General features: G+C 44.7%; 21 protein-coding genes, 4 pseudogenes and 1 riboswitch. Of the genes and pseudogenes, 6 read left to right on the plus strand and 19 right to left on the minus strand.

Translation table 11 applies throughout. From position 1 onward, the window contains the following. The 11 genes and pseudogenes from AB6D58_RS12340 to AB6D58_RS12390 all read right to left on the minus strand — a co-directional run. Window positions 1–166, minus strand: a pseudogene (locus AB6D58_RS12340) (transposase); the annotation flags it as partial. Beyond that, window positions 166–807: pseudogene (gene yegS, locus AB6D58_RS12345) on the minus strand (lipid kinase YegS); the annotation flags it as partial. The pseudogenes AB6D58_RS12340 and yegS, both read right to left, overlap by 1 nt. 19 nt (window positions 808–826) lie before the next feature. Continuing rightward, a complete protein-coding gene (locus AB6D58_RS12350; protein WP_017064697.1) occupies window positions 827–1,732 on the minus strand; it encodes a LysR family transcriptional regulator in 906 nt (301 codons plus the stop codon). A 78-nt stretch (window positions 1,733–1,810) separates the two neighbouring features. Then, window positions 1,811–3,193, minus strand: coding sequence for a BatD family protein (locus AB6D58_RS12355; protein WP_372157388.1), 1,383 nt, complete (start codon window positions 3,191–3,193; stop codon window positions 1,811–1,813). Then, the gene (locus tag AB6D58_RS12360; RefSeq protein ID WP_372118153.1) at window positions 3,190–4,896 is read right to left on the minus strand and encodes a VWA domain-containing protein; all 1,707 of its coding nucleotides are present in this window, start codon (window positions 4,894–4,896) and stop codon (window positions 3,190–3,192) included. Before AB6D58_RS12360 ends, AB6D58_RS12355 begins: the two co-directional genes overlap by 4 nt. After that, on the minus strand, window positions 4,889–5,968 hold the full coding sequence (locus AB6D58_RS12365; RefSeq protein ID WP_102332862.1) for a VWA domain-containing protein: 1,080 nt from the start codon (window positions 5,966–5,968) through the stop codon (window positions 4,889–4,891). Before AB6D58_RS12365 ends, AB6D58_RS12360 begins: the two co-directional genes overlap by 8 nt. Continuing rightward, window positions 5,961–6,503, minus strand: coding sequence for a DUF4381 domain-containing protein (locus tag AB6D58_RS12370; protein ID WP_017066901.1), 543 nt, complete (start codon window positions 6,501–6,503; stop codon window positions 5,961–5,963). The genes AB6D58_RS12365 and AB6D58_RS12370 overlap by 8 nt, the downstream gene beginning before the upstream one ends. Continuing rightward, window positions 6,504–7,466 (minus strand): DUF58 domain-containing protein, encoded by a 963-nt coding sequence (locus AB6D58_RS12375; protein WP_372123008.1) that lies wholly within the window; start codon window positions 7,464–7,466, stop codon window positions 6,504–6,506. 12 nt (window positions 7,467–7,478) lie between these two features. Beyond that, window positions 7,479–8,462 (minus strand): MoxR family ATPase, encoded by a 984-nt coding sequence (locus AB6D58_RS12380; protein WP_017094550.1) that lies wholly within the window; start codon window positions 8,460–8,462, stop codon window positions 7,479–7,481. 130 nt (window positions 8,463–8,592) lie between these two features. Then, window positions 8,593–11,001 (minus strand): tetratricopeptide repeat protein, encoded by a 2,409-nt coding sequence (locus AB6D58_RS12385; protein WP_372157391.1) that lies wholly within the window; start codon window positions 10,999–11,001, stop codon window positions 8,593–8,595. 192 nt (window positions 11,002–11,193) lie between these two features. Next, a complete protein-coding gene (locus AB6D58_RS12390; protein ID WP_017060009.1) occupies window positions 11,194–12,741 on the minus strand; it encodes an arylsulfatase in 1,548 nt (515 codons plus the stop codon). A 346-nt stretch (window positions 12,742–13,087) separates the two neighbouring features. Here AB6D58_RS12390 and AB6D58_RS12395 point away from each other — a divergent pair, with 346 nt between their 5' ends. The 5 genes and pseudogenes from AB6D58_RS12395 (at window position 13,088) to AB6D58_RS12415 (ending at window position 19,685) form a co-directional block, all read left to right on the plus strand. Next, entirely contained in the window at window positions 13,088–14,650 is a 1,563-nt protein-coding gene (locus AB6D58_RS12395) for an arylsulfatase (protein ID WP_017064704.1), read from the plus strand. 350 nt (window positions 14,651–15,000) lie between these two features. Then, the gene (locus tag AB6D58_RS12400) at window positions 15,001–16,095 is read left to right on the plus strand and encodes a cytochrome-c peroxidase (RefSeq protein ID WP_372157393.1); all 1,095 of its coding nucleotides are present in this window, start codon (window positions 15,001–15,003) and stop codon (window positions 16,093–16,095) included. After that, window positions 16,088–18,475, plus strand: coding sequence for an ATP-binding protein (locus tag AB6D58_RS12405; protein WP_372157395.1), 2,388 nt, complete (start codon window positions 16,088–16,090; stop codon window positions 18,473–18,475). The genes AB6D58_RS12400 and AB6D58_RS12405 overlap by 8 nt, the downstream gene beginning before the upstream one ends. Before the next feature lie 13 nt (window positions 18,476–18,488). Then, window positions 18,489–18,913, plus strand: a pseudogene (locus AB6D58_RS12410) (hypothetical protein). A gap of 106 nt (window positions 18,914–19,019) precedes the next feature. Then, entirely contained in the window at window positions 19,020–19,685 is a 666-nt protein-coding gene (locus tag AB6D58_RS12415; protein WP_017060014.1) for a DUF2057 family protein, read from the plus strand. A gap of 180 nt (window positions 19,686–19,865) precedes the next feature. Here AB6D58_RS12415 and AB6D58_RS12420 read toward each other — a convergent pair whose 3' ends face one another. The 3 genes and pseudogenes from AB6D58_RS12420 to AB6D58_RS12430 all read right to left on the minus strand — a co-directional run bounded on the left by AB6D58_RS12420 (window position 19,866) and on the right by AB6D58_RS12430 (window position 22,798). After that, window positions 19,866–20,888, minus strand: a complete 1,023-nt coding sequence (locus AB6D58_RS12420) for an adenosine deaminase (RefSeq protein ID WP_102393770.1) — start codon at window positions 20,886–20,888, stop codon at window positions 19,866–19,868. Between the two features lie 90 nt (window positions 20,889–20,978). Then, window positions 20,979–21,078: riboswitch (purine riboswitch) on the minus strand. A 75-nt stretch (window positions 21,079–21,153) separates the two neighbouring features. Next, a complete protein-coding gene (locus AB6D58_RS12425) occupies window positions 21,154–21,648 on the minus strand; it encodes a GNAT family N-acetyltransferase (protein ID WP_017066469.1) in 495 nt (164 codons plus the stop codon). A 166-nt stretch (window positions 21,649–21,814) separates the two neighbouring features. Continuing rightward, window positions 21,815–22,798: pseudogene (locus AB6D58_RS12430) on the minus strand (DUF2860 family protein). A 204-nt stretch (window positions 22,799–23,002) separates the two neighbouring features. Here AB6D58_RS12430 and AB6D58_RS12435 point away from each other — a divergent pair. Further along, window positions 23,003–23,500 carry a fasciclin domain-containing protein gene (locus AB6D58_RS12435; protein ID WP_372157397.1) on the plus strand — a complete coding sequence of 166 codons (498 nt, stop codon included), beginning with the start codon at window positions 23,003–23,005 and terminating at the stop codon, window positions 23,498–23,500. 127 nt (window positions 23,501–23,627) lie between these two features. Here the strand turns inward: AB6D58_RS12435 and AB6D58_RS12440 are convergent, their stop codons facing one another. The 5 genes from AB6D58_RS12440 to AB6D58_RS12460 all read right to left on the minus strand — a co-directional run bounded on the left by AB6D58_RS12440 (window position 23,628) and on the right by AB6D58_RS12460 (window position 25,938). Further along, the gene (locus AB6D58_RS12440; RefSeq protein ID WP_372157399.1) at window positions 23,628–23,924 is read right to left on the minus strand and encodes a hypothetical protein; all 297 of its coding nucleotides are present in this window, start codon (window positions 23,922–23,924) and stop codon (window positions 23,628–23,630) included. A gap of 131 nt (window positions 23,925–24,055) precedes the next feature. Further along, window positions 24,056–24,313, minus strand: a complete 258-nt coding sequence (locus AB6D58_RS12445; RefSeq protein WP_048611086.1) for a hypothetical protein — start codon at window positions 24,311–24,313, stop codon at window positions 24,056–24,058. A 165-nt stretch (window positions 24,314–24,478) separates the two neighbouring features. Further along, window positions 24,479–24,961, minus strand: a complete 483-nt coding sequence (locus tag AB6D58_RS12450) for a GNAT family N-acetyltransferase (RefSeq protein WP_372097256.1) — start codon at window positions 24,959–24,961, stop codon at window positions 24,479–24,481. A 98-nt stretch (window positions 24,962–25,059) separates the two neighbouring features. Beyond that, a complete protein-coding gene (locus AB6D58_RS12455; RefSeq protein ID WP_372157401.1) occupies window positions 25,060–25,374 on the minus strand; it encodes a cupin domain-containing protein in 315 nt (104 codons plus the stop codon). Between the two features lie 60 nt (window positions 25,375–25,434). Continuing rightward, entirely contained in the window at window positions 25,435–25,938 is a 504-nt protein-coding gene (locus AB6D58_RS12460) for a YgjV family protein (protein ID WP_372157403.1), read from the minus strand. Between the last annotated feature and the right edge of the window lie 122 nt (window positions 25,939–26,060).

Raw genomic sequence — 26,060 nt, forward strand, 5'->3', positions numbered from 1 at the left:
CTTCTTTGAGCACATTGAGCGGCGTTTCATCCGCCTGAACCACCACTTGTTGAAGTAGGTTCTCCTTCAAGGCCACATACAGCGGGGCGAACTTCTCACTGACTTGGATAACCCACCTTGCCATGGTGGCGCGTGATAGCTCGATACCCGACTGGGTAAACAGCGATCATCAATCAATGCATTGGGTGCTAACTCTTGTCCTCCACCCGCTAAGCGACCATTACAAAAAGCACCAACAAGGATCTCGCCGGTAAAGCTGCCTTTGTCTATGGGCAACGTGCCACTGTAGGGCTTAAAGCCAAGTGCTTTCACCACACCTGTTAGTGTATACGCACCGCCACCGAGAAAATCTTTAAGCTCGACTGGCGTTTCAGCTGTGACTTCAGCACCAAAACCCGCCGCAGCGACATTCATAAAATAGCGGTCATTCGCACGCGCGCTATCCACCGCAAACGCCTTGCCTTCCAGCGCTAGTTCAAAAGCACCCGAAATATCGTTAGGTATTCCCGTTGCGGTAGCAAAATCATTCGCAGTGCCCATTGGGATAAGCGCCAGTTGTGGTCTTTCACTGGCACGGAACTGGTTGAGCGCGTTAACGGCTTCATTCACCGTTCCATCGCCACCGACAACAATCAGACGCTTAACACCATCGCATATTGCCTCGCTTACCAAACGAAACATGTCCGACGATTCCCAAGTCACTCTAACTTGCAGGTCAATATCATTGTCCCTCGCCGCAAAGATGGCTTGCCTTAATTCCGGGATATTGGCTTTCTTTCCGTTTAAAATCACGAGAATGCTGTCCATGGCTATGTCCTTGTATAGGCTAACTTGATAACTCTTTTGCTGCCGCTTTGATCTTAGCTCGTAACCACTTATGGCTTGGTTCATTAGTACGGCTTGGATGCCAAATCATACACATATCGAGGTCTTCCAACTCGAAGGGTAATGGTAGTGTTTTTACCGCGTACTTTTCAGCAAAACAACGCACTGATGAAATAGGCATTACTCCGATGTACTCAGAGCCTTCGATAACAGGAAGCATCTCTACAACGCCCGCTGCGCGATACACGATTCTACGTTTCTCAAGGTCACTATAGTGCTCAGAGCTTAATAAGCTTTTGCGCGCATGCCACCTAGAGACCACCACATGCTCGAGTGCTAAGAACTGTTCCATATCGATGGTATCGCCAACCGTAGGATGATCACTACTACACACCACCACCAGCTCTTCTGTAGAAATCACCTCGTGCTTAAGCATGGTTCTTCCTTTAGGCGTCATATCAACAATCACGTCGTGTCTTTGCAGCCTTAAATCAGACTCATAGTCTTCGGTAAACAGAGGATGAACCTCTAACGCGATACCTGGTGCGACTTGGCTGATTAACCGCATGACTTTTGGCATCATTTCGTAGCTCGCCGCCGAGACGCAGGCAATGGAAAACACGCGGCCTGAGGTTTTAGGATCGAAGTCTCTTGATGCGGATAAGGTAGAAGTAAAGTTTTTAAGTGCAGCGGCCATTGCAGGATAGATATCAATAGCGAATGTGGTTGGCTCTACGCCTGATGTGGTGCGATGAAACAGTGGCTCATCATAGATATCTCTCAACCTTGCAAGTGCTTTACTCACTGCTGGTTGGCTTATATCCATGCGATTAGCAGCTCTAGATAAGTTCTGCTCTTCATAGATAGCAACAAATATAGGAATTAGATTTAGTTCGGTACTTTTCATACAGTTCCATATTAAAGAAGCAGGTTCCCCATAGTAGAGAACCTGCCGATTATGTTCGATGCGAATAACTAAAGTTTGCTACTTAGTTCTATCTTTTAAGTTTGGCAAGGCTTTAGGGATTTTCAAGCGAGCAGCAATTGAACGAGAATTGCTTGAGTTTGATGTGTCACTGGGCAAGTTACGTAACCCTTTCCATAAACGAGTGAATACGTTTTTATCTTCACATCCTTGTTGAAAGGCTTCGCTATCTTCTAGCCAACGCTTTTGTCCATTTGATTTACCATGTTGCGCTTTATCCAGTTGCACTTTATTCAGTTCTAACTGAGAGGTTTGGTTTCGCAATTGACGGTAGATAAAGGTTCTTAATGCAGCCCAATTACCTTGCTTAACTAAACGACGTAGTACCAGCCAACTCGGTGTTGGGCGGTTTGCGTAGTAACGCTTAACCGAAACAATCAACGCAATGCAGACTAACAACACCAAACCAACACTAATAAACACCGACATGTAGGCCTTGATGAAAGATTGGACTGTGTGTTTGGCTTCAAACACTTCGCCTTTTATCACCACGTTTTCAAGGCGTTGATTTTTGCTGTCCCACCACTGAAATGAAAACTCTGGCAGCGTAAACTCACCACCCTGCTGAATCACATATACAGTCTGTTCAACTCGGCTTGAGCGATAATCACCACGTTCTTGAGTGTCATCCAAACGGTTGGGCTGTGGGTAAGCTTGGAACTGCTTAGTGGACTTATTGGTTAGCACATCTGGCAGCAACACAGAAAAGCTGTCTTTTGCCTTAATCGTGATAGTTCGAGTAATAGCATCGCCAACTTTTAGCTCTTCACTTGAGCGTTGCCATTGCTGCTCTATATCTACTTCTGTCGCAGAAAACCAAGGCGTTTCATTATCGAGTAAACCTGAAGGCAACGAAGCTTCAAACTTAATCGGCTGCGTGTAAAGCGTACCGCCCACGTTTGAACCATCAGGAGCAGAAACTTGGATACGAACCGGTACGGTTGGAATAACAAACTCACCGGAAGTCATCGGATAAAGCGTCACTTCCCAACGCTGACGTGACCATGTAGTACCACCGACTCTTTCTGTGTAGTTCGTCGCGAGTTGGTTACGCTGCTTAGCGATAACGTTAGGGATTTCGATACTGCCGATTCGAGTGCCGCCCGTTAACCAGCGCGGTGTCGCCACCTCAATGTTCAGAATGACCTGCTCATTTACGCTGACTTTGCCCGGCGTTATTTTGTCGCCTGACTTGGGTTTCTCGCCAATCCAAGCGATAAGCTCAACGTCACCACTTTTTTGCAGATCGAAGATATCGGCAGCAGAAGCAACAGCAGGAAAAAACCAACTCAACATAAGAGTCATCGACAACAACCATGTGCGGGCTGTGAATCGCGCTCGCTTTGATTGAATCGCTTCAAGAGCTAAATCATATCGACTCATTGCGTTTGCTCCTGTTTTGACGCTTGTTCGATGGAAGGCGCAGGATCTCTTAACTGAATTTGGAATTTGGATTTCAAGAAGAACTTAGGATCGGCTTCTACTCGCTTTAACCACTTGTCGGCAAGCTCTTGGCTGCCCAAAATCTCATTCGCGTTAAGTGTTTCCTTAAGCATCAATTCCGCTACCGTTTCTTCTTCAGCGCCATCACCCGTTCGCGGCTGATCGTCTTCGAGTTCTAAAGATTCTTCAGGGCCATCTGTGGTTCCAGACTGGCTTTCACTGGTTCGGTTTACCTCTTCGACAATTCCACTAAGCACAGCAAGATTGTTCTCCACATCCGTTCTTAGTTCTGGTGACAGATCCTCTTTCTCACTTAATGATTTCAAGAGGTCTCGTGCGGCAAGGTATTCACGCTGCCTAGCTAACGCACTCGCTGCATTGTACAAACCAAGGTCAGTTTTGGTTTGCAAAAACGCACTGTGAGCGAGCTTAAAATCACGAGCATAGTAATAAGCCGCGCCCTTTCGCATTGGGTCAGTAAAATGTTTGGCAGCTTGAAGATATTCTTTCTGATTCAACAGGCGTTGACCTTGCTGATCGGGCGTTAACCATAAGTCCCACCACCATTGAGCTGTTTTGTCCCAAGTAGTAACCGACTCCACCACAACTGGTTTCTCAGCGGTTAAGTTGACTGTTTTCGCCAAAGTGTCTGGTGAATACATGCTGCTTGTGATCATCAAACCAACGACACACCACTGCACCAACCACCCTTTTCTGAACCATAGCAACATAATGAAAGCCATTGGAATAAGCAGTCCATAGCCCATGTCTTTCCAAGGCATTGAAGATTCGCCGTTGAGCTGCATGTTTCTTTCAACCGCTCTGTTCAGTTGTTGGATATCCGAATCATCAACGGTCACTTCAATCACTCGTCCACCCGTCTTACTCGCTAAGTTACGCAGTGAATCTAGGTCGACAGGGTTATCGCTCACCACATTACTGTTTCCTGCGGCGAGAATGAGCAACTGATACGGATTGTCGTTAAAGAAACTCTCGTACGCCCTAATGGTGCTTGGGTTTACACCATCTGATACCAACAGTACAGAAGAGCCTAACTCACCAGACAGTTGCTGATTAATCAGTGGCAGTGCTTCCTCTGCTGACTTACCTGAAACAGGCATGATATCGGGTGTGATAGCCGCTAGAAACGGTTCAAACACCTTGCTGTCTTGCGTGACGGGCATCGCCACGTGTGCGCTGCCTGCATAAACCACTAAGCCCGTATTACCGCCTTTGCGAGCTGCCAATAAGTCTCTAATTTTCTGCTTAGATCGTTCCAAGCGACTTGGAGGCAAATCTTTAGCAAGCATAGATTCACTATTATCAAGCACAACCAACATCGACGCTTTGTCTTCACCAAAAGGCGATGCTTCACGTTGCCATGTTGGGCCAGAACAGATAATGATGGCGATAGTCACAATTACCACCAATAGCTTCAACGGCAGTTGCTTGCGCCAGCCTGTTTCGCCAATCGTCAATGCATCACGTAAATGTGCAGGTATAATGTCTTTCCACGTTGGTTTGGTCTCTTCTCTCCAACGAACCCATAACAGGAAAAACATTGGAATAAAGGCCAACAACCACAATGGTCGGATAAAATGAAACTGGGTAAAAAACTGTTGTATCGTGAGAGAATCAGGCATCACTCTCTCCTTTCAAATTCTTAACAGAAGAAGCGAGCAGCGATCTTCGGCGTATCGTTGCTAAGCTGAATGCGGTCAAATACATCACTACAACAATCGCCATCAAATAGTGGTGCAGCCCCTGTTTAGGGCGATAAGTGGTACTTTCATATAACTGAGGTTCAAGCTCACCAATCTGAGCATAGGCTTTGGTCAGTTCGTCGCGGTTAAGTGCTTCAAAGGCTTCGCCACCTGACTCTTGAGCGACACGCTTGATGGTTTCCATATCCAGAGCAACCTCTCCAACGGTTTGCGGATCGCCCATCGCAATAACGTGAATTCGAACGCCTTTAGCCTTGGCGACTTTTGCGGCATCGATAGGCTCAACAAAACTTCCTGTATCATTACCGTCTGTTAATACGATCACGACTTTCTCTTTTTCGTTGGTGTCGACGTTTGAATCTTGAACGGCAGCACTTTGCTTTTCACTTTGTTCAAACACCTTGATCGCCAAGCCAATTGCATCGCCCAAGTGCGTACTTTGCCCTGCCATCGCGACATCGGTTTGATTAAGCAGTTCAAGCCATACATCTTGGTCCGCGGTAAATGGCGTTTGTACAAACGCTGCATCACCAAACAAGATCAAACCGAGTCGGTCTCCTTTTCTGGTTTTCGCAAAATCGGCTAACACCTCTTTGGTCGCATCTAAACGAGAGATTTTATCGCCTTGTTTAGAAGTGAAATCTTGCTCCGCCATTGAGCCAGACAAATCGACCACCACCATCACATCACGACCCAATTGTTCGCGAACCTGTGGCTCACCAAGAATGGTTGGTTTCGCTAACGCACACACGACCAATACCCAAGTAATAATGAGCGTGGTTCGTTGCCACCAGCTTGGAGTTAACTGGCTTGCACCTTCTGACGGTGCTTCCCCAATCGCTTCTACCAATTCTCGAAAAAATGGCACCTTAATCGCCATTTGCTTAGTTCGATAAGCTGGCACCGCAAAGTAGACCAACAACGGTAAAGGCAGCGCAATAAACCACAGCGGATGCGCAAATTCAAAACTGGCAGATAAAACATCAAACATTGTCTTGCCCCTCAACCGTTACCTGTACATTCGGCTTGTGAAGTTTTAGCCACATCATCGCGGTTTGAATTACCTCTAAACGCTGTTCAAAGCTCAAACGCACATTAGGGTCAATTAGGCTTTGCATCCATAATTCCGAAACTTCATCGGCAAAGAACGCATTGCTGTTTTCACTCGTGTTGGCGCTAACAGGCAGATAAGCGTTCAAACGGTTCACATAAGCTTGGCCAAACAACTTGGCATTACTGCTGTCTAGGTAACGAAGCACCACTTTGAGGACTTTAAAGGTTCGTTCGGTTGAGTTCTTGTCTCTTGCATCCAGTACCATGAGTTCTTGAAGCGCTTCTTTGCGATAACGGTTATTCCACCACCTTAACGCCAAGCGATAAGCCAGATAGATAGCGACCAATAACAGAATAACGCCAAGGATCTTCCAGCCGATCGTTTGAGGAGCCCAGCTCACACTGTCAGGAATGGCGACATCATGTAGGTCGCGAAGGATATAAGTACTTGGAGGCGTATGTTCAACAGCCATTTAGCGCCCTCCCACTAGTTTCTGCAGCTGTGATATGTGATTGCCCGACGTGTCTAATTCTATATAAGGGAGGTTTTTCATCGCCATCAATTTAGCAAGGGACAGTTTCTGAAGTGCCGCTTTTTGGGCAAGGCTTTTACTTGCGAGGTTAACCTTAGATTGGCTATCCAGATTAAGTTGAAAGCGACCATCACCCACCACCCAGTTTGCGCTTGCCAGATCTTGAGGCAATGATTGTTCTAATGGATCGGTGACCATAATGGCTAAGATGTCGTTGTGTTGTTGCAGTTGCTTTAGTCGGTCAAGATGTTGCTCTTGGCAATCTCGCCAATCACTAATAAAGATTAAGGTCGATTGCTTTAATCTCATTCGTTTTATCAGTTCAATCCACTGGCTAAATCCAACACCTTCGCTATCGCTCACACTGACACCTAAGCTTTGATTAGCCTTGGTAAGATGTTTTAACTGAGCCAATAAGTCCGATTGAGAACGCTGCGCTTTGGTATGAAAGAGCTTTTGGTGCGACGCCAAAACGAAACCAACTCGATCACCATCTTTCAGCACTCGCCATCCACACAATGCCGCCACTTCGGCAGCCACAACAGATTTCATGGTGTTTTGAGACGCAAAGAACATCGAACTGCGCTGATCGACACAGATCATCACATTACGGTCTTTCTCTTCGGTATAGCTACGAACATGAGGCTTACCCGTTCGCATCGTAACTTTCCAATCGAGATTACGGATATCATCACCCAATTGGTAATGACGTAATTCTTCGAAGTTCAAACCACGACCACGGAACAAAGAGTTATGTCTGCCCGAAAGTACGCTGCCCGCTTTTAAATGAGGTAACAGTGAAAACGACTCAGCTTGAGCCTGAATTCGCACTAACCTTGAATAATCACAATACAGTCGTGGATCAAGGCCTTGCGATTTGGGAGCTTGTGTTGGCTTCGCCATGACGCCCCCTAGTTATCCAATCTCAACATTATCGAGCAGTTCTTCAACCACTCTTTGATGGTCAACACCATCGGCCAATGCGTCGTAAGACAACGAGAATCGGTGACCTAATACGGTTGGTAACATGGCACGCACATCGTCCAACGTGACATGGTCACGCCCTTGCAGCCACGCATAAGCGCGAGCACATTTATCCAATGAAATAGATGCACGCGGACTTGAACCAATCTCAATCCATTTAGACAAGTTTGATTCTGGGTAACGCTCTGGCTTACGAGTTGCCATCACCAAGGCCACAATGTAGTTCTCAACTAAATCAGAAACGGCAATGTCTGGAAGTTGGCGCCGAGCTTCAAGTACCAACTCAGGTTCAATATGTTGTGGCGTGACTAATTCTGAACTGGTCTCGCTACCGAGTTCCTCACTGCGCACAAGTCGAATGATGTCGCGTTCAGCTTCATCTTCTGGATAGTCGACTGTCACTTTCATAATGAAACGGTCCATTTGTGCTTCAGGCAGTGGATACGTACCTTCTTGCTCAACTGGGTTTTGTGTGGCTAGCACCATGAACAAATCTGGCAGGATGTGAGTTTGACCACCCACCGTAATCGTCCCTTCCGCCATCGCTTCAAGCAGAGCAGCCTGTACTTTTGCAGGCGCGCGGTTCACTTCATCGGCTAATACAATGCTGTTGAAAATAGGACCCGGTTGGAAATGCAACTGAGGCTTTCCATCAAGCTCTTGATACACCTCCGTGCCCGTCACATCAGATGGCAGCAGGTCTGGCGTAAATTGAATTCGACCAAAACTGGTGTTCAGTAGATTCGCCAGCGATTTTACTGAGCGAGTTTTCGCTGTACCGGGAAGTCCCTCTAAAAGCACATGGCCATTAGTCAATAACCCTATCACCAGAGCCCGAACGACGTGGCTCTGACCGATAACACTTTTCTCTGTTTGTTCAATCAGTTGGTTTATTGCTTGTTGCGCATGGTTCATAGGTCTTCCCTTAATTCAATCTGGCTGCGTACATCCTACTCACAAGCTCCATAACTATTAGTTATAAACGCGATAATTGGTTACAAGCGGAATAAGCAGCAAGCTCGATAGCCAAGCTCACCTCATCGCTTTATTTAAACCTAGCTTTCAATTGGTTAATGGCTTCCGGCGGTGCCACTTTGCTCAATGATGAAATACATTGCTCAAACGCCTTTGGTACGCCCGGTATATGACTGTTTCGCGCCAACACTTCACACTGGGCATACAGGTGCTGTGGGTTGCGGCTAAATTGGTAAGCCTTATGCAGTGATTGACTTGCCGCAAGCACATCCGATTTTTCCAAAGCCAATCCGTACACATACCAATATTGAGGGTCGGTTTGCGCAGTTTCAGCGGCTTGTTTAAGGTAGTCCGTTGCTTGTTCGTAATCTTTCACACGAAACAGAGACAATCCTGTGCTGTATGGCAAAACACTCGATTTAGGCTGAGCTTCAATACCTTGCTTCAAGGTCGACAACGCTTTTGCCTCGTTACCTTGCGCTCGATACAAATCCGCTAAATTGGCGTAGCTGTTTTCGAAATAAGGCTCAATCTCGATAGCGCCTAGATAAAACTCAATCGCTTTGTCGTACTGGCCTAAATCTCGGTAAACGTTGCCTAGGTTAGTACGTCCAAATCCTCTGTCGGCATTAAATTGCTGTATTTCAATGTACTCTTCTAATGCAGGCTTGATTTGGTCTTTCTGCAGAGGGTTCATTTCTCCCCAATAACGCACTAATGCGCCTGCGGTTTCTGAACGAATCGACAATACAGGGTCTTTCAGTAGCGGCTCTAGAATTTGCCAACGGTCAGTGAATGGGAAACCAGACGAGCCTTGTACCACACCCAAACGGATCATTTCATCATCATGTTTCACCGTTCTTGCCAGCGAAATAAGCGTATTCTTACCCGTATTACCGCCCAAACGTTCTAAGCTCGATGCACGAATGATATTGCTTAAGCTAGAGTCCTGAGCCGAGTATGCCAACGCATCCTCTGCACCTCTGTGCCCTATCGAGTCAGCATAAAAGGCAACGGCAAAGTGCTGCTGATTACGATACTTAGAATCTGGGAACCACTCACCGATTTGCTTATCTGCCCACTGGTCGGTTTGATCTGCATGACAGCTAGTGCACACGTTCGGCGTTTTAATGTGTTGGCTAATATCAGGACGTGGGATATGCCAACTGTGGTCACGCCTTGGGTCGACCTCCATGTAAGTCGTCTCTGGCATGTGACAAGTCGTGCATTGTGAAGCTTCAGTATTCGCTTCGTGGAATGTGTGCTTTTCAGGCGTGTATTCTGATGCAATATGACATTGGCTACACACGGCTTCTTCCGCAATTTTTAGTTCAGCGGTATGAGGATCGTGGCAGTTAGTACATGTGACGCCTTTTTCAGCCATCACGGATTGAAGGAAAGATCCGTAAACGTAATCTTCATCGTAGATTTGACCATCGTTGTGGTAAAGCTCTGGGGTAATCAAGCTCAAGCGATACTTATCAAAGAAAGACCCGTTAACGTGATCACCCGTTTCATTTAACTGAGTACGACGGCTGTGGCATTGAGCACAGGTTTGAACTTGATTGGTATGGATGATGTCTTTTGGTTGCAGGGTTGAATTACCCTCTTGATAGATCCACTCTTTGACCGACTTCGACAAGTCGCGGTCAAAACCATAATGCGCCGAGACTGGAGCATCCTTTCCACCGTTAGCTTTTGCTAGCTGAGCCTTTTCAACGTGCTCACTCGCAGGGCCATGACACGCTTCACAACCGACATTAATCTCAGACCAAGTAGTGTTGTAGGTATTACTCGCGCTGTCGTAGTTTTTCTCTAGGTTCGTTGAATGGCAATCAGCACACATGAAGTTCCAGTTTTGACCGCTATTGGTCCAGTAGAATTCATCGGTGTTGGTGGTATCAGGATAGAGGTGAAACCAGCGTTGACCGCCTTCGCCCTCAGTGCGAGAATCCCAAGCGAAAGGAATCAACTGTACACGGCCGTCTTCAAATTCAACCATGTATTGTTGTAGTGGTTCAAAGGCAAAGGTATAGCTGATTTTGTAATCTTTAAAGTGGCCGTCTTGCCCTTCAATATTGACCCAGAACTCTTCGCCCTTGCGGAAAAATCGGTTGGGTTTACCGTCATGAGTGAATGTTTGATCGTTGAAATCGCCTAATACAGATTCGTCTGTAGCGTGCTTCATCGCCATATCATGATGAGAGCCCTCCCACGCTGCGACTTCTTCACTATGACAATCAACACATGCTTCCGAACCGACATAGCTGGCTTTAGAACCGATAGGTAAAGCGTCAGAGCTAACGGGTGACGCTACAGAGTTGGCCTTTGAAATATCAGAGTTGATATTAGGATCTTGCTCGTTGGCATAGGCGTTCAGACTGAACAGCGACAACATCAGTGAAGACAAGATTGCGGATAATACTGCGACTCGCTGGTGTTTCAATCCGTTTACCAGTGAGCACAACCATGCAGACATAACATTCCTTGTTTTTATACATCCTTATGCTTAATAAGGTAGACGTAAAAACAACGAATTTACAATTATTTAGTGGCAATGAGCTCGATTGTTGTGATTCGTATTCACGACCGGGATTTACTCATCGATATGCGCATAAAAAAAGAGCTCCTAAGAGCTCTTCAATCTGTTCAGTTTCACTCAAACAATCACTTACTTGTTATGAGATTCCTGCAGTTTTTCCATTACCTGATCCAAGCTAAAGCTCGCAGCTTTTTGACGTGGCGGATATTCAGCAAAGGTTTCTAGGAACTTGCCCACATACGCTTGTGCTGGAACGAACATATAAGCATGGTCTAACAACCAGTCGTAATATGTGTTCGATGTAATGTCTGCGTTTTCGTATGGGTCCATACGCAGGTTAAACAGCTTAGGAAGACGTAACGTCACGAACGGTTCAGCCCAAATTTGCATGGTACCCGTTGCACGCTGCTCCATGAACACCGCTTTCCATTGGTTGTAACGAAGCGCCGCTAAATCACCATCATCGGTAAAGTAGAAGATCTCCGAACGACGGCCTTTCTCTTCTTCACCCGTTAGGTAAGGAAGGAAGTTGTAACCATCTAAGTGAACCTTAAACGTTTTATCACCGGCAGTATGACCTTTGAGTAGTTTCTCTTTGATTTGGTCATCACCAGCGGCGGCAACGAAGGTTGGCATCCAGTCCATATGGTGCATGATTTCGTTAGATACGGTTCCTGGTTCAATCTTACCAGGCCAACGAACCATTGCTGGTACACGGTATGCGCCTTCCCAGTTGGTGTTTTTCTCACCACGGAACGGGGTTGTACCCGCATCAGGCCAAGAGTTCATGTGAGGGCCGTTATCCGTTGAGTAGAAAACAATCGTGTTGTCTTTGATACCCAACTCATCCACTTGCTTCAATAGTTGCCCAACGTGTCGATCGTGCTCAACCATACCATCAGCGTAGTTACCGACACCGGTTACGCCTTTACTGTCGGCTTTCACGTGCGTTCTAAAGTGCATACGTGTCGCGTTCCACCACACGAAGAATGGTTTGTCCGCTTTCACTGCGCGATCCATAAAATCAAGTGCCGCGTCTAGTGTTTCTTCATCAACCGTTTCCATACGCTTACGCGTCAGTGGACCGGTATCTTCAATCTTGCCATCAGCGAATGACTTAATGACACCACGAGGGCCAAATTTCTTACGAAACTCAGGATCGGTTGGGTAATCTTCATTCTCTGGTTCTTCTTCAGCATTTAGGTGGTAAAGGTTGCCAAAAAATTCGTCAAACCCGTGTGCTGTTGGAAGGAATTCATCTTTATCGCCAAGGTGGTTTTTACCAAATTGACCTGTCATGTAACCCATAGGTTTCAGCATTTCTGCGATTGTCGCGTCTTCTGCTTGTAAGCCAATGTCTGCGCCCGGCAAACCTACTTTACTCAAACCCGTTCGTAATACACTTTGTCCCGTGATAAAGGTAGAGCGACCCGCAGTACAAGATTGCTCTGCGTAATAGTCCGTAAACATCATCCCTTCTTTCGCGATGCTATCAATATTCGGGGTCTTGTAACCCATGAGACCGAAGGTGTATGCACTCACATTGGATTGACCAATATCGTCCCCCCAAATAACCAATATATTTGGCTTTTCAGCCGCAAAAGTGGCGCTGGACGCGGCCATCATCGCTGTACCCAAAATCGCTAATCGACGTTTAGCGCCATATTTCGCTGTCATAGAAACCTCTTCGTAAGTTATTTGCATCCTGCCCTACAACGTATAGTCCATTTTTTACACATGCGCGAGATTCCCTAAGCTATTAATCTTTTTGTCATTTTTATTGAAATACGGATACAGAAATCATCGATAAGGTTTACGCCAACAAACATGATAAGGATCACACATACAAACTAAGGCTTTATTCTACGTACCCACTGGAGCTGATATTAATCAATAGGTTACCTAAGCATCATAACGATTGGTTATAAGCACTATAAAAGGACGTAACGGAATTTTGAGAATAACATTTGCTCATCGATGCGTTGTTCTAACGCATTAATCTTAAAAGTGAATCGGAGTCCTTATGGGTACTAAAATTAATAAACTAGCATTAGGTGTTGGCTTATTAGCAGCTTCTTCAGCGGCAACAGCAGCAGAAAAACCAAACATTCTTGCTATCTGGGGTGATGACATTGGTGTATTCAACATCAGTGCATACAACAACGGTATGATGGGTTACGAAACACCTAACATCGACCGTATTGCTAACGAAGGCGCACTATTTACTGACCACTACGGTCAACAATCGTGTACTGCTGGTCGTGCTGCATTCCTAACAGGTCAAGAACCTTTCCGTACTGGTCTATTGACTATCGGCATGCCAGGTTCGGACCACGGTATCCCTGATTGGGCTCCAACGATCGCAGACCTTCTTAAAGAACAAGGCTACATGACAGCTCAGTTCGGTAAGAACCACATGGGTGACCAAGACAAACACCTTCCAACGAACCACGGTTTTGACCAGTTCTTCGGTAACCTGTACCACCTAAACGCCGAAGAAGAGCCAGAAACATATTACTACCCTAAAGACCCAGAGTTCCGTAAGAACTACGGCCCTCGTGGTGTAATCAAGTCTACTGCTGACGGTAAGATTGAAGATACTGGCCCAATGACGCGTAAGCGTATGGAGCATGCGGATGAAGAGTTCCTAGAAGAATCTCTAGCATTCATGGAAAAAGCGGTAAAAGCTGACAAACCATTCTTCATCTGGCACAACACCACTCGTATGCACGTGTGGACTCGCCTACAAGAGAAATACCAAGGTAAGTCAGGTATCAGTATTTATGCTGATGGTATGTTAGAGCATGATGACCATGTTGGTGTGCTTCTAGACAAGCTGGATGAACTAAAAATCGCTGACAACACTATCGTAATTTACTCTACCGATAACGGTGCTGAAACGGTTTCTTGGCCTGATGGCGGCGCAACTTACTTCCACGGTGAGAAAGGTACAACTTACGAAGGTGGTATGCGTGTGCCTCAGCTAGTTCGCTGGCCTGGGACTATCAAACCTGGAACTAAAATCAACGATATCATGGGCCACCAAGACTGGATTCCTACTCTACTAGCAGCCGCTGGTGATGATAAAGTGGTTGAGAAGCTAGCATCTGACAAAGGTGCAACTTACAACGGTAAAAACTGGCGCGTACACCTAGATGGTTACAACTTCCTGCCTTACTTCCAAGGTAAAGAAGAGAAAGGCCCTCGTGACAGCATGCTTTACTTCTCTGCTAACGCTGAGCTAAACGCAGTACGTTGGAATGACTTCAAGATTTCGTTTGCTGTGATGGATGGTAACATTGTGGATGCAGTTCGTTTCCAACCAAACTGGCCTCAAGTTGTTCACCTACGTGCTGACCCATTCGAGAAAGCACCGCACGAGTCTGGTATGTACCTACGCTGGATGGCAGACAACATGTGGTTATTCGTTCCAGTAGGAAATCAGGTTCAAGAGTTTATGACGACGCTACCAGATTACCCTATGCAGAATAGCCAAGTACTGAACCCAGGTAACTTCAACCAGAATGCATACATGCTTCAAGGTAAACTTAAGCAACTAGAAGCGGCAGCAGCGCAAGCTAAATAAGCCTATCTAGGCGATGCAAACTGTATAGATGTGTATTTAACTAAGATTTATAGTAAGTACATAATCGAGTACGAAAGCCGTGATAACTCACTTGAGTTACCACGGCTTTCTTCGTTTAACGCCATTCGGCTTGATTTCATTTGAAAGAGCTTCATTCAATTCTGACTAGACCTCCCTATCAATCCCCGCTAGATAACCGCCTAAGCGATTTAATTTCCTACCACTTGTCTTGCAACATCACATATGCGCAACTAGCTTTATAAATAACACCTATCATTGGAAAGTAAAATGAAGGTGATATCAGAAGGATTCTGAGTTGCCATAATTGTCAAACTAGATGGACTAATGTTATGAAAACGCCATATTTTGCAGGAATAAGCATCATTGTCATTGTCGTTTCAGTCGCTTTGCTAGTTTATGACGCGGCCTCTTCAAAAATGCACACCTCGTTCGAACACAAAAAAAATCACGCCCATGAAAGCAATCATGATGACTATCACTCTTCAGGGCACTCCGCCCATTCCGAAGAAAAGCACGCACATAAAACCGTCGCTTCAAGCCAACCCATATCTCCGATTCCAAACTCTCCCGAGATAAATCATGAGCTGGCCAAAATTGGTTGGGTGCTATTTAAAGACCCGAACCTTTCTTCTAACCGCAGTGTGAGCTGTGAAAGTTGTCATAGCCTGCAAACCAACGGCGCAGAGGTAATTCCAGTTTCGATTGGCGTAAACGGCGCAGGGATGAGAAATTCACTCACCGTTTTTAACGCAGTCTTTAACTATCGGTTCTTCTGGGATGGTCGAGTAAACAACCTCGGCGATCAAATTGATGGCCCAGTGCACAACGTCGATGAAATGGATTCAAACTGGCAACATATTACGGATTATGTGTCTCAATCGAAAACTTACATCGACTTATTCCAAGAACAATCAACGCCCATTGACGAAGCTTCAATTAAGGCTGCTCTTATTGAATTTATGCAGGGTTTGACCACACCCAATGCCCCTTTCGACCTGTATTTACAAGGTGACAGCGCAGCACTTTCTGAAACCGCCAAACGAGGTTGGGAAACTTTTCAAGAAGAAGGCTGTATTCGTTGCCACCAAGGTACCAACATTGGTGGAGGCATGGTGATGCGATTTGGTTACTTTGGGTTATCGAAAACAGGAGCCGAGCGAAGTGAAGACCAAGGTCGTTTTATGTTTACCGCTAAACCACAAGATAAGGATTTATTTCGTGTTGCGAGCTTAAGAAACGTGGCGATCACTGCACCCTATTTTCATGACGGGCAAACAGCCACACTCGAAGAAGCGATCAAAATAATGGGTGAAAGCCAACTCGGTAAAACGTTTGAAAAACAGACCATAAACGATATTAAAGTCTTCCTCGAATCCCTAACCGGTAACCGTCCTCAAATGTTAATGGAGTTTGAAAATGAATAAGATCAGACTCATATTTCTACTGTTTGTATCGCTTTTCATCGGCTTAATTAGCTTTATTATGCTGACCTACTCCGAGCATGAAAAGGTCACCGAATATGGAGTGCCTATTCGGCAGTTAGGCCATGAAGTATTAGAAATGCGTGATCATATCACCAATGCAGCGCTTGCGGGTATTTCCAACCCTTATCAAATGTCTGCAGATTTGGTTGCTTTAGAAAGAGAGTTGCAACTACTCAGAGAAAGTTATCAAAGCGAGAATATTCACTCTACGTTCTTTAAACACTTACCGACAGCGCAATTATTGGCTCGCTTTTACGATGCTTCAATGTCGAACTTAGATACGCTAGACAACCTAGTAGGACTTAGTGTGGCTCGTCAGTTTATTTTGCAATCTTTGACTCTACAACTCACAGAGAGCAACTCAACTGATGCTGAGATAAACAACGCAAATATCGACATTCAAAGCGCGCTTCTTGCGAGTGTGTTGGTTGGGGGAATCGAAATTAACCATTCAGGTGTTAACTCCGAGCTGGCGAACCTTTATAAAACGTTTACCGAACTCAACCAACAACAAAGTCAGCTGTTATCTCAAGTACTTTCAGCACACAGCATGGAGTATATTGAACATATTGAGCATGAGTTTACCGATCTGCAAGACCAACTTAAAAGTATCATCGTTAAGCTTATTATCGTTTTGGCGTTGCTGACTTTAGCGTTCTCATTCACCATGTTTATTTTTCGAGTCTTCGAACTCAAAAGAAACAACCTCTCCTATCAAGAAGCCGCAGACAAAGCAGAAAAAGCCAGCGAAGCAAAATCTCTCTTTCTCGCTACCATGAGCCACGAGTTACGCACCCCAATGAATGGCGTATTAGGCATCGCTCAGATAATCAAGGAGGATTCACACAGCGAGAATACTCGTAAACACGCCCAAATCATCATTGACTCTGGTCAGCATCTCGTCACCATATTGAATGACATTCTTGATTTTTCTAAGGTGGAGCAAGGCAAGATGGAGTTGGAATACAGCCCGTTCTCTGTCACCGACGTCGTGACACACCTTGATAAAACATTGACACCTCTTGCAGAAGACAAAGGCCTCGCTTTTATCATTAAAGATAACATTCCTACCAATATTCAGTTGATTGGTGACTCTGCACGTACACGTCAGATCTTATTTAACTTAGCAGGCAATGCAGTCAAATTTACTGAGTCAGGAAAGGTCGAAGTAGAATTCTTGATAGCCCCTACTACTCCACCAATCGTGAATATTTTAGTGACGGATACGGGTATTGGTATAGCAGAAGACAAGATCGACCATATATTTACCGCCTTTGAACAAGCTGAGCTTTCAACAACCCGTAAGTTTGGTGGCACAGGGTTAGGGCTTTCCATTGTTCAGCAGTTAGTCGAACTGATGGGCGGAACAATTAAGGTTTCCAGCCAGCTTGGTTTGGGCACTCAATTTAAGATCTCTTTGCCGTTAGAAATGCATGAGCTTGAAGAACAAGTCATCGACCAAACGCCAACCAAAACCAATGAGACTCTCGATGACTTCTCAGTATTGTTAGTCGAAGATAACAAGATCAACGCAATGGTGATTAGGAAGTTCTGTGAGTCGATAAACTTAACGGTTGAGAATGCCTACGACGGTTTACAGGCCTTAGATAAGTTGGCGTCAAACCAATATGACCTGATCATAATGGACAACCATATGCCCAACATGAGCGGTATTGAAGCGATTCAAAAAATCCGTGGCGAACTCAAGCTGACTACGGTTGTTTTTGCATGTACCGCCGATGTATTCAAAGAGGCCCACGATGAATTCATCGAATCAGGCGCAGACTTTGTACTCACCAAACCGTTACAGAAAAACAGCTTACAAAACGCCATCAACGAGTTTCACCAACAGTTTGAGGTCAACCGCCATCACTCCGTTAACACACACAATCTTCCAAACAAGGAAAAAAGTAACATCACGATGTTAACGCGTCACCCTAAGAACAAATTGCCACTCACAGAGGAAGAACTGTCGCGTAGCCAATTTTTAACTAACGATGAGCTTAAAACAGACGAGAAACTCAAATGCTTAACTTGTCTCGTTGATGAGCTAGAAAACGAAATCGATGAGTTGATAGAGCTATTTTCGGATGCCAAGCAAGATGATCTATCCAGAACATTAAAGGCGGTTAAAGCGATTGCATCAAGGTATGAAATGAGTGAAGTATTCGAGCTCGCAACCGAAGCTGAGAAGGTAACGGAGAAGCACATCATGCCCGAGGCTGAATTACTTCAGCAACTCATCAATCGCTTGATAGTCAACAGCCATCAAGCAACACGATTAATACACAAACTCCATCAGCAACGAAAAACGGGGTAAAAGAAGGTGTCATATGATATGGAATGTAAATTTACCTAGCACTGGCCACATTTATTCTTAGCACTCGGTGCCACAATCATTTTTGTGGTCGACTGTCATGTTCCTTTGGGCATTGCCATGGCCGTGCCCTACATAACGATAGTCTTGCTCGCAGCCACAACGAAAGATCCACTATCAGCCGTGATGTGGGCTATTGGCTGCACCTTACTTACCTTATTGGGTTACTACTTATCTGGTAGCGGCAGCGAAACCTGGTTTGTCGCCTTCAACCGAGTCATTACCATCTATACCATTTGGGTGGCGGCAATTATTCCTATTTATATCTCTTTACCTTCTCCTCAAGCCTCACTGGACGTCGATGATGACGTGACAGAGGAAAGTTCAAGATCACGCCCTCACTCGCACAGAAACCATACAATCGACACGTTCAAAAACTAGGCTTTGGTTAAGTTTCGGTGAATTTTTCCAAATCGAGACAAGGCAACTTGAAATACTTCTTTATGCATGCGAGTGTAGAACTACTCACCTAAATAACTGTATGACTATGAAAACATTACAATCCATTGCGCTGCTTTCGACAATTATCGCAGCACCACAAGTGTTAGCTGACGTAACAATTGAAGTTCCTTCTAGCGCAGATGCTTTAGTCGAAGTCTTAGCTGTAAATGAAGCTAAACCCGATCTTGACGGTGGTTTCTTCTCTTCGAGCAAAACGATCACCGTTCCAGATGGCGTAAACCAAATCGTTTTCAAATATCAACTGGCTTTCAGCCAAGGTAACGACCGAGAGTTTGTCGATAGCGATACCATTATTGCTACTTTTGATGCGACAGACACAGCATTGACGTTTGACATGCCTAAGTTCCGTAACACCAACGAAGCGAAAAAAGGCCTTCAAAACTTAGATTGGAAACTGGTTGATAAAAACCAAAATGCAATCAGTGTTAAGCAAGACAAACTTATCAAAGATGGCATGCAGATTGGTCGTAAGTACCCACAAGAAGCGAAGGAGTACAACCAGAAAGGCGGCATCGCTGCACTTACAGTAGGTGCTAGCGCGGGCGTAGCAGCTGCTGTCGCACAACCGGTAACGCTTCCAGCAAAGATTGACGGAAATGCAGCAAATACAGCTGAAGAGATGCTCTATTTCTGGTACGAAAAAGCGGATGCTGAAACCAAGCAGAAATTCAAAGACTACGTGAACAAGTAGCTCAATGAGCTTAATTTAAGAATGAAAGAAGCTGGCAAACTGCCAGCTTCTTTTTTTGTCTTCATCTAGATGATTTAGGCTTATAGAGATTAAGCAGACTCAGTCGATAACACTTTACCATCCACTTTAGTTGGCCATCCTAGCGCTTTATACTCAGCTGCTAGTAAATGGGCACAGCGGCTAGAAATTCTGGTCAAAATCAGCTTTAGCTAAGTAACCTTGAACAAGCTCTCGATATTGCTGCTTCAATGGCGCTTCAATAAAGCTCGCGTCTATCGCATTCAAACTAAACAGCGCTAACTCCTGATGCGTCATCTCATGAGCTTTGCTCACCGCATTAAAGTTATCCGACATGTAACCACCAAAATAAGCAGGGTCATCCGAGTTAATCGTTACAGCCACACCCTTTCTGAGCAGTTCGACAATGTTGTGGTCTTCCATCACATCGAATACACGCAATTTAATATTCGACAGTGGGCACACCGTCAGTGGCATTTTGGTTTCAATCAGCTCTTCGATTAGAGCTTCGTCTGTCATGCACTGGACACCATGATCCACTCGACTCACGCTGAGCATTTCAATCGCATCGACAATGTTTTGAGCCGGCCCTTCTTCTCCTGCATGCGCCACCGTCAAGAAGCCCGCTTGTTTTGCTTGTTGGAATACACGCTTGAACTTCTCTGGTGGGTGTCCTAATTCAGAAGAGTCCAGTCCAACCCCGACGATCTTATCTTGATGCTTCAATACCTCTGCGAACGTTTGAATGGCGCTCTCTTCAGATAAATGGCGCAGAAAACATGCGATGATTTGAGAGGTAATGCCCAACTCTTTATGACCCTGTTCAAGCGCACGATGAATGCCGTTAATAGCGGTATCGAATGCAATGCTACGATCGGTATGTGTCTGAGGATCAAAGAAAATCTCAGTATGGATAACATTGTCGGCTTTACAGCGTTCTAGATAAGCCCATGTTAAGTCGTAGAAATCCTGTTCTGTGCGCAGTGCATCAGCACCTTGATAATAGATATCCAGAAATGACTGTAAATCATCAAATTCGTATGCGCGTCTTAGTTGCTCTGGGGATGAATAAGGCAGCTCAATGCCATTGCGTTGAGCAAGCTGGAAAAGTAACTCAGGTTCGAGCGAACCTTCAATGTGTAAATGCAACTCTACTTTTGGGAGCCCTTGAATAAATGCGTTCATATTTCACCTACTATGGATTTTAGGTGTGCACTTACTCTGAATAATAGACAGGAGGTTTTCTTGAACGCCATTACAAAGAGTAAGAACACAATTGTGATCTAAACCCTTCGTAATCAGCACTTTGCGGGAGCTGGTAGAGACCCCCAAACCATATCATTGGGGTTATACGAAGCAAACGGTTGCTACTATACAGAGTTTAATAGGAATTTCACTAATCAATTGCTCATTAACCGATTTCTAAAGCAGGAACCTGTTTGGTTCGATCTCAACGGTAATCTGGTCGTATTCTCGACATAAGCAACATATCGATGTACTTACCCGCTTTGAACGTACTGAGTCTTTTTGTGCCTTCTAACTGAAAGCCTACACGTTCATACAAAGCAATAGCGGCGTGGTTATCGGCATGAACCTCTAACTCAAGACGCACGAGATTAAGCCAGTTATCCGCCTGATTGATCGCTTCTTGCATTAACGCCTTACCGACCCCTTTACCATGCATATCCGGGTGAATAGCAATACCAAGACCAGCGCAGTGCCTGTCTCTTACCTTGGTGGTCATGAATAAAGTAATGTGACCCACTACTTTGCCGGAGACTTCCGCAACCAGAGTGAAATGGTCTGAATGACCAAACAGTCGCTCCACTTGTTCAGAACTAAGATAAGGCTTTTGTGAGGTGTTTTCTGAAACTGAAGGGCGGCGATAAATATCGAAAACATCTTGGCTATCCGTTGCTTCTAAATGTCTAATTTGTATTTCCAAAGCGCTTCCTTATCCTATTATTTCTATCCATAAGCTAATTTTCATATTACGGATAGCAACGGGAACCTACAACCTTTAAAGGTGTAAGTGCCAGAAATAATTAAACAAATAGTAAGACTGAACTTAAACTTCTGCTTTGATGAGTATTTTTAAAATAGTGTGAATATCAGAATTTATAATCCACACCCACACTCGCTAATACTTGCTCGGAGTTATAGAAATCGATATTAGAATCTATGCTTCTTAAACCCAGTAAAGTAATGAACGCCCAATCTTTATAGCCCATCAAACCACCAAACTCATAAGCTAAGAATGCACCGAATTCATTCTCTTCACGTACTTGCCCGTAAATTGGATTCGACTCATCATATTCACGATCACTTGCATCTAGGGTGACAACAAAACCATGACGACCGATTCTCTTCGCGTAGTTTAATTCAATACCATAACTATCGAAGCTGAGTGCTCCTCCTTCTGCGTCTGAGTGGAAATACACCATTGAAGGAACAAATAGACCTGCGTGGTTTGGTAAGATAAAGCGGTATCCTGCTTTGGCGTACACATAGGTTCTTTCCCTATCCAGCAGCACAGTATCTTCCGGAGATAAGCCTTGGCTACCAGATAGCTCTTCATCAACATCTGATTGCCCAAATGCGAGATCCGTTCGAAAACCAGTTCCACCGATATTAGTGAGCTGCAGTCGTCCTACATTACCTTTCACATCCGTTTCATTTCGATTAACGCCAACAGCATACGGATCCGTCCAAGCCTTACCCGAGATAAGCGTAGGAATAACAGAAAAATCCAATATGGTGCCACCAGAAAGTTGATATCGATAACCGATCTCAAACGCAATGGTACCTGTTGCAATATCCTCTCATGTCGTACCCGCATACACTTGGTGAGTCAGCGATTCGCCAAAAGTATATTGAACAGTACCCAAAAAGCCGAGTAGCCCTTGGTTTTCACTCTCCCCTTCCTGGGTGTTGGTGGCTTGATTCGAATCTTGTTCAGTACTCAAATTACTACTGTCAGAGTAGAAACCGGCCAATACACTGAAGTTACCGCTGAAGCCTTCACTTGGAGCAAGGCCACTGTATGCAGGCATTGAAGCCAATGCAGAAAAGACTACTGGTAAAACAAACCTCATATTCACATCCATTACTTGAATAATCACCAAATAACTATAAGCATCAAAATGGAATTACAACAAGCATTTAACAATATAAGTTTATTCGCTTGACGCTGTCGATATCGCTAACCATTCACTCAAAGACACAACAAATTGATCTATCACGATTGGGCTTTCGTAATACCTCTCGAAAATAACGGACAAAACTCAAAGGAAGACAATATGTTTAATAAATTAATCAAAACCATGTCAGTGCTAGTTGCGACGCTTCTTTTTACGGCTTTTGCTCACGCTGATCACCACGGAATGAAGAAAGATATCGTTGACGTGGCGGCTGAAAACGGCTCTTTCAACACCTTGGTAGCAGCGGTAAAAGCGGCAGGCTTAGTTGAAACATTGAAAGGTGACGGTCCCTTCACAGTGTTTGCGCCAACGGATGAAGCGTTCGCTGCGCTACCAGAAGGAACGGTTGATATGCTGTTGAAGCCAGAAAACAAAGACAAGCTGATTGCAGTACTGACCTATCATGTGATGCCAGGGAAAATAATGGCGTCTGAAGTGATGAAACTTGATAGTGCCGTAACAGTGCAAGGCGAAGCGGTAATGGTAGGAATTGATCACGGCAACGTGATGGTCAACAAAGCGCAGGTCGTGATGGCAGATGTTGAAGCAAGCAATGGTGTTATCCATGTGATTGATGCTGTATTACTGCCTAAATAATAAAGATGAACACAAATCAAAGGTTCTTAGAGGGTGTGACAGGCTCACACCCTTTTGACGTTTAAATACCAAGTTAAGATCGGTATCAAACTAGCCGAACCTGCCTTTATATAAGCAAGAACCCGGATTACATAAACAAGCGCCCGAATATCAGAAAGGCCGCCATCGATACCACCTTCGTGAAGACCACTACCCAGATGCAGTCACCAATACTAGAGTGCGTCGCTTTCCCGAGTAGGAACACAAACAGAATCAACCCTAACACCCAACCTACTGTTGGAATCAATGACACCAGAGCAACGATAACAGCAATAGTAAGAAGGGATTTAAAATCTGCGACCACGAAAGACATTTTAGAGGCGATGAACATACAACATGCGGTGATTAATGCGTCCATCACAAACGCTAAAGCTTCAATACCCACTTTACTTCCTTCACTGAAATTAGTTGAAGTGGATATTATCTCTAAAGTGATGATTTTTCTTGAAGAAGAGAACCAAAAACAGGTGAAAACTGTATCAAAAATGAGATTACCGTTCGCCTGAAGGCATAGGTTTATTTGCTCGAGTCTTCTAAGCCTTTGACCAGTGCTTCAGACCGAGTCTGATTTGCTTTTTGATAGGCATCAAAGCCATCTTCGCGTTTACCTCCGAACAAACAAAGAAACGAGTTAATGACGAATGAAAAAAATGAGATGACGACAACAAAGAGAGGAAATAACCCCGACACCCCAGCATCTAAGGCAAGAACGCCAACAGCGAAGGACAACATCGACACCAATGTATATAGTTTAGATCTACTCACATGACTCATGAACAACACTCCTTGTATTCATTCAATGTTTAGATTAGACAAATTATCTTGCACACAATTTGAACTCATCGACAATATCAATAGATCAGGAAAAGTTATCCTTAAAAAGGTTCATTAATATTTCAAACTCGGTTTCTGTATCCCTACGAACACTAGCCCGCCTATTCAACTGACTTTTCTATCTTCAACTACCTTTTCCATCACGTAATTGGTCAGCTTTACACCACGCATTTCGACTTCCTGTTCATTCACCACCTTAAAACCAAGATGCTCATAGAAAGGCCTTGCGGTAATACTTACTTCAGAGAAATATCTCGATATACCACGAACTCGACCCACAGTGAAAACATGTTCCATCAACGCTTTCCCTACCCCCTTCCCTTGATATTCGTGGTGACAGAAAAAGTGATCAATCAAGCCACTTGGTTGCAGGTCAGTATAGCCAACTACGCAACCATCGAGTTCAGCCACAAAGGGTTGTAACCCATTCATACGCTTTTGCCATAACGCAAAGTCAAAGCTACTGGGTGCCCAAGCTTCGACTTGCTGTTGAGAATAATCTCGAACATTCACGTTACGTACGGTATGAAAGAAGATCTCCCACAGTGCTTTGTCATCACTCGCTTGATAGTTTCGAATTCTAACCACAACATACTCCTTTTTGTCTTAAGTCCTTTCTGAGGTGCAAATAAACAGCTGAATCAGCAAGCTTTATAACCTAACAGCCTCAGCTTTAGAACAAGATATCAACGATAAAACACAGCCAACCAGATCGTCACCGTATCTTTATCTGTACCAATAACCTTGTGCTTTTCTCTCGCAGCAATGTTGATGTAATCCCCTTTAGACAAGGTAACAACGCGTCCATCTTCAAACTCGATGACGCCTTGACCTTCAATCACCATCACCCATTCATTCTCGTCTTGATCATACCAACCCCCTTCCGGGGAGCTGTGCCCATGCGACAATATTCTTTCAATTCGAACACTATCGTTGGCAATCAGGTCATTGAATATCTCATTAGGTATTGATGAAGGAACATCATTGTAAATGTTTGGCATCAAGCTCTCCTAGCTAGCATTGAATTGATTAACAACTTGGGCCTTAACTGCACTGTAAACCTAAGCAGCGGCACTCTTTTTGAAGTAAAAACGGTAATAGCCCACCAAGTTACTGCAGATAAACAGCGCCTCCATAACAACCGCTGTTGGCGAGCCAACTAAGTAATTGTGAATCAACCAAAAGCTGGTTCCGATGATCATCAATTCTCTTAATCGACGGTCATCCTTATTGAAGGCTGCAAAGGTTTGAAATACGGAGGCAAAGCAACTCAATATGCTGGTTAGCCCCGAGTAAGTCACTGCGGTTGCGACCACCGACATCGAACAAAACAAATATTTAAACTTAGACGAGGTAGAAAATGCGCTCGTCAAATAGCGAATCGTGGCAATCGTCATTAAGCTCGCCGCTGTCCATTGTTCAAGAAGGATAAAGTGACTCGAAATAAGAACGCCAGCAAAGAACAGACAAGTGACGATTTTCTTCCTTTCCTTGAATTGGAATGACAGAAGATCAAAACAAATGGCTATCGCGACTAATACTTGGGAAAGATAAAAGGCAGACACGGTGATTCCTTCAATAATAACATTCCGCCCTAGCCGCTTCTTTCACGGTGAATAATCGAATAAAACATACTAGGCGGTTACAACAAAACAGAGCAAACAGCGCTCTAAAGCTTCTATAAAAA

It is taken from the genome of Vibrio sp. 10N.239.312.D08 (genome assembly GCF_041466145.1).
Taxonomy (GTDB): Bacteria; Pseudomonadota; Gammaproteobacteria; order Enterobacterales; family Vibrionaceae; genus Vibrio; species Vibrio crassostreae_C.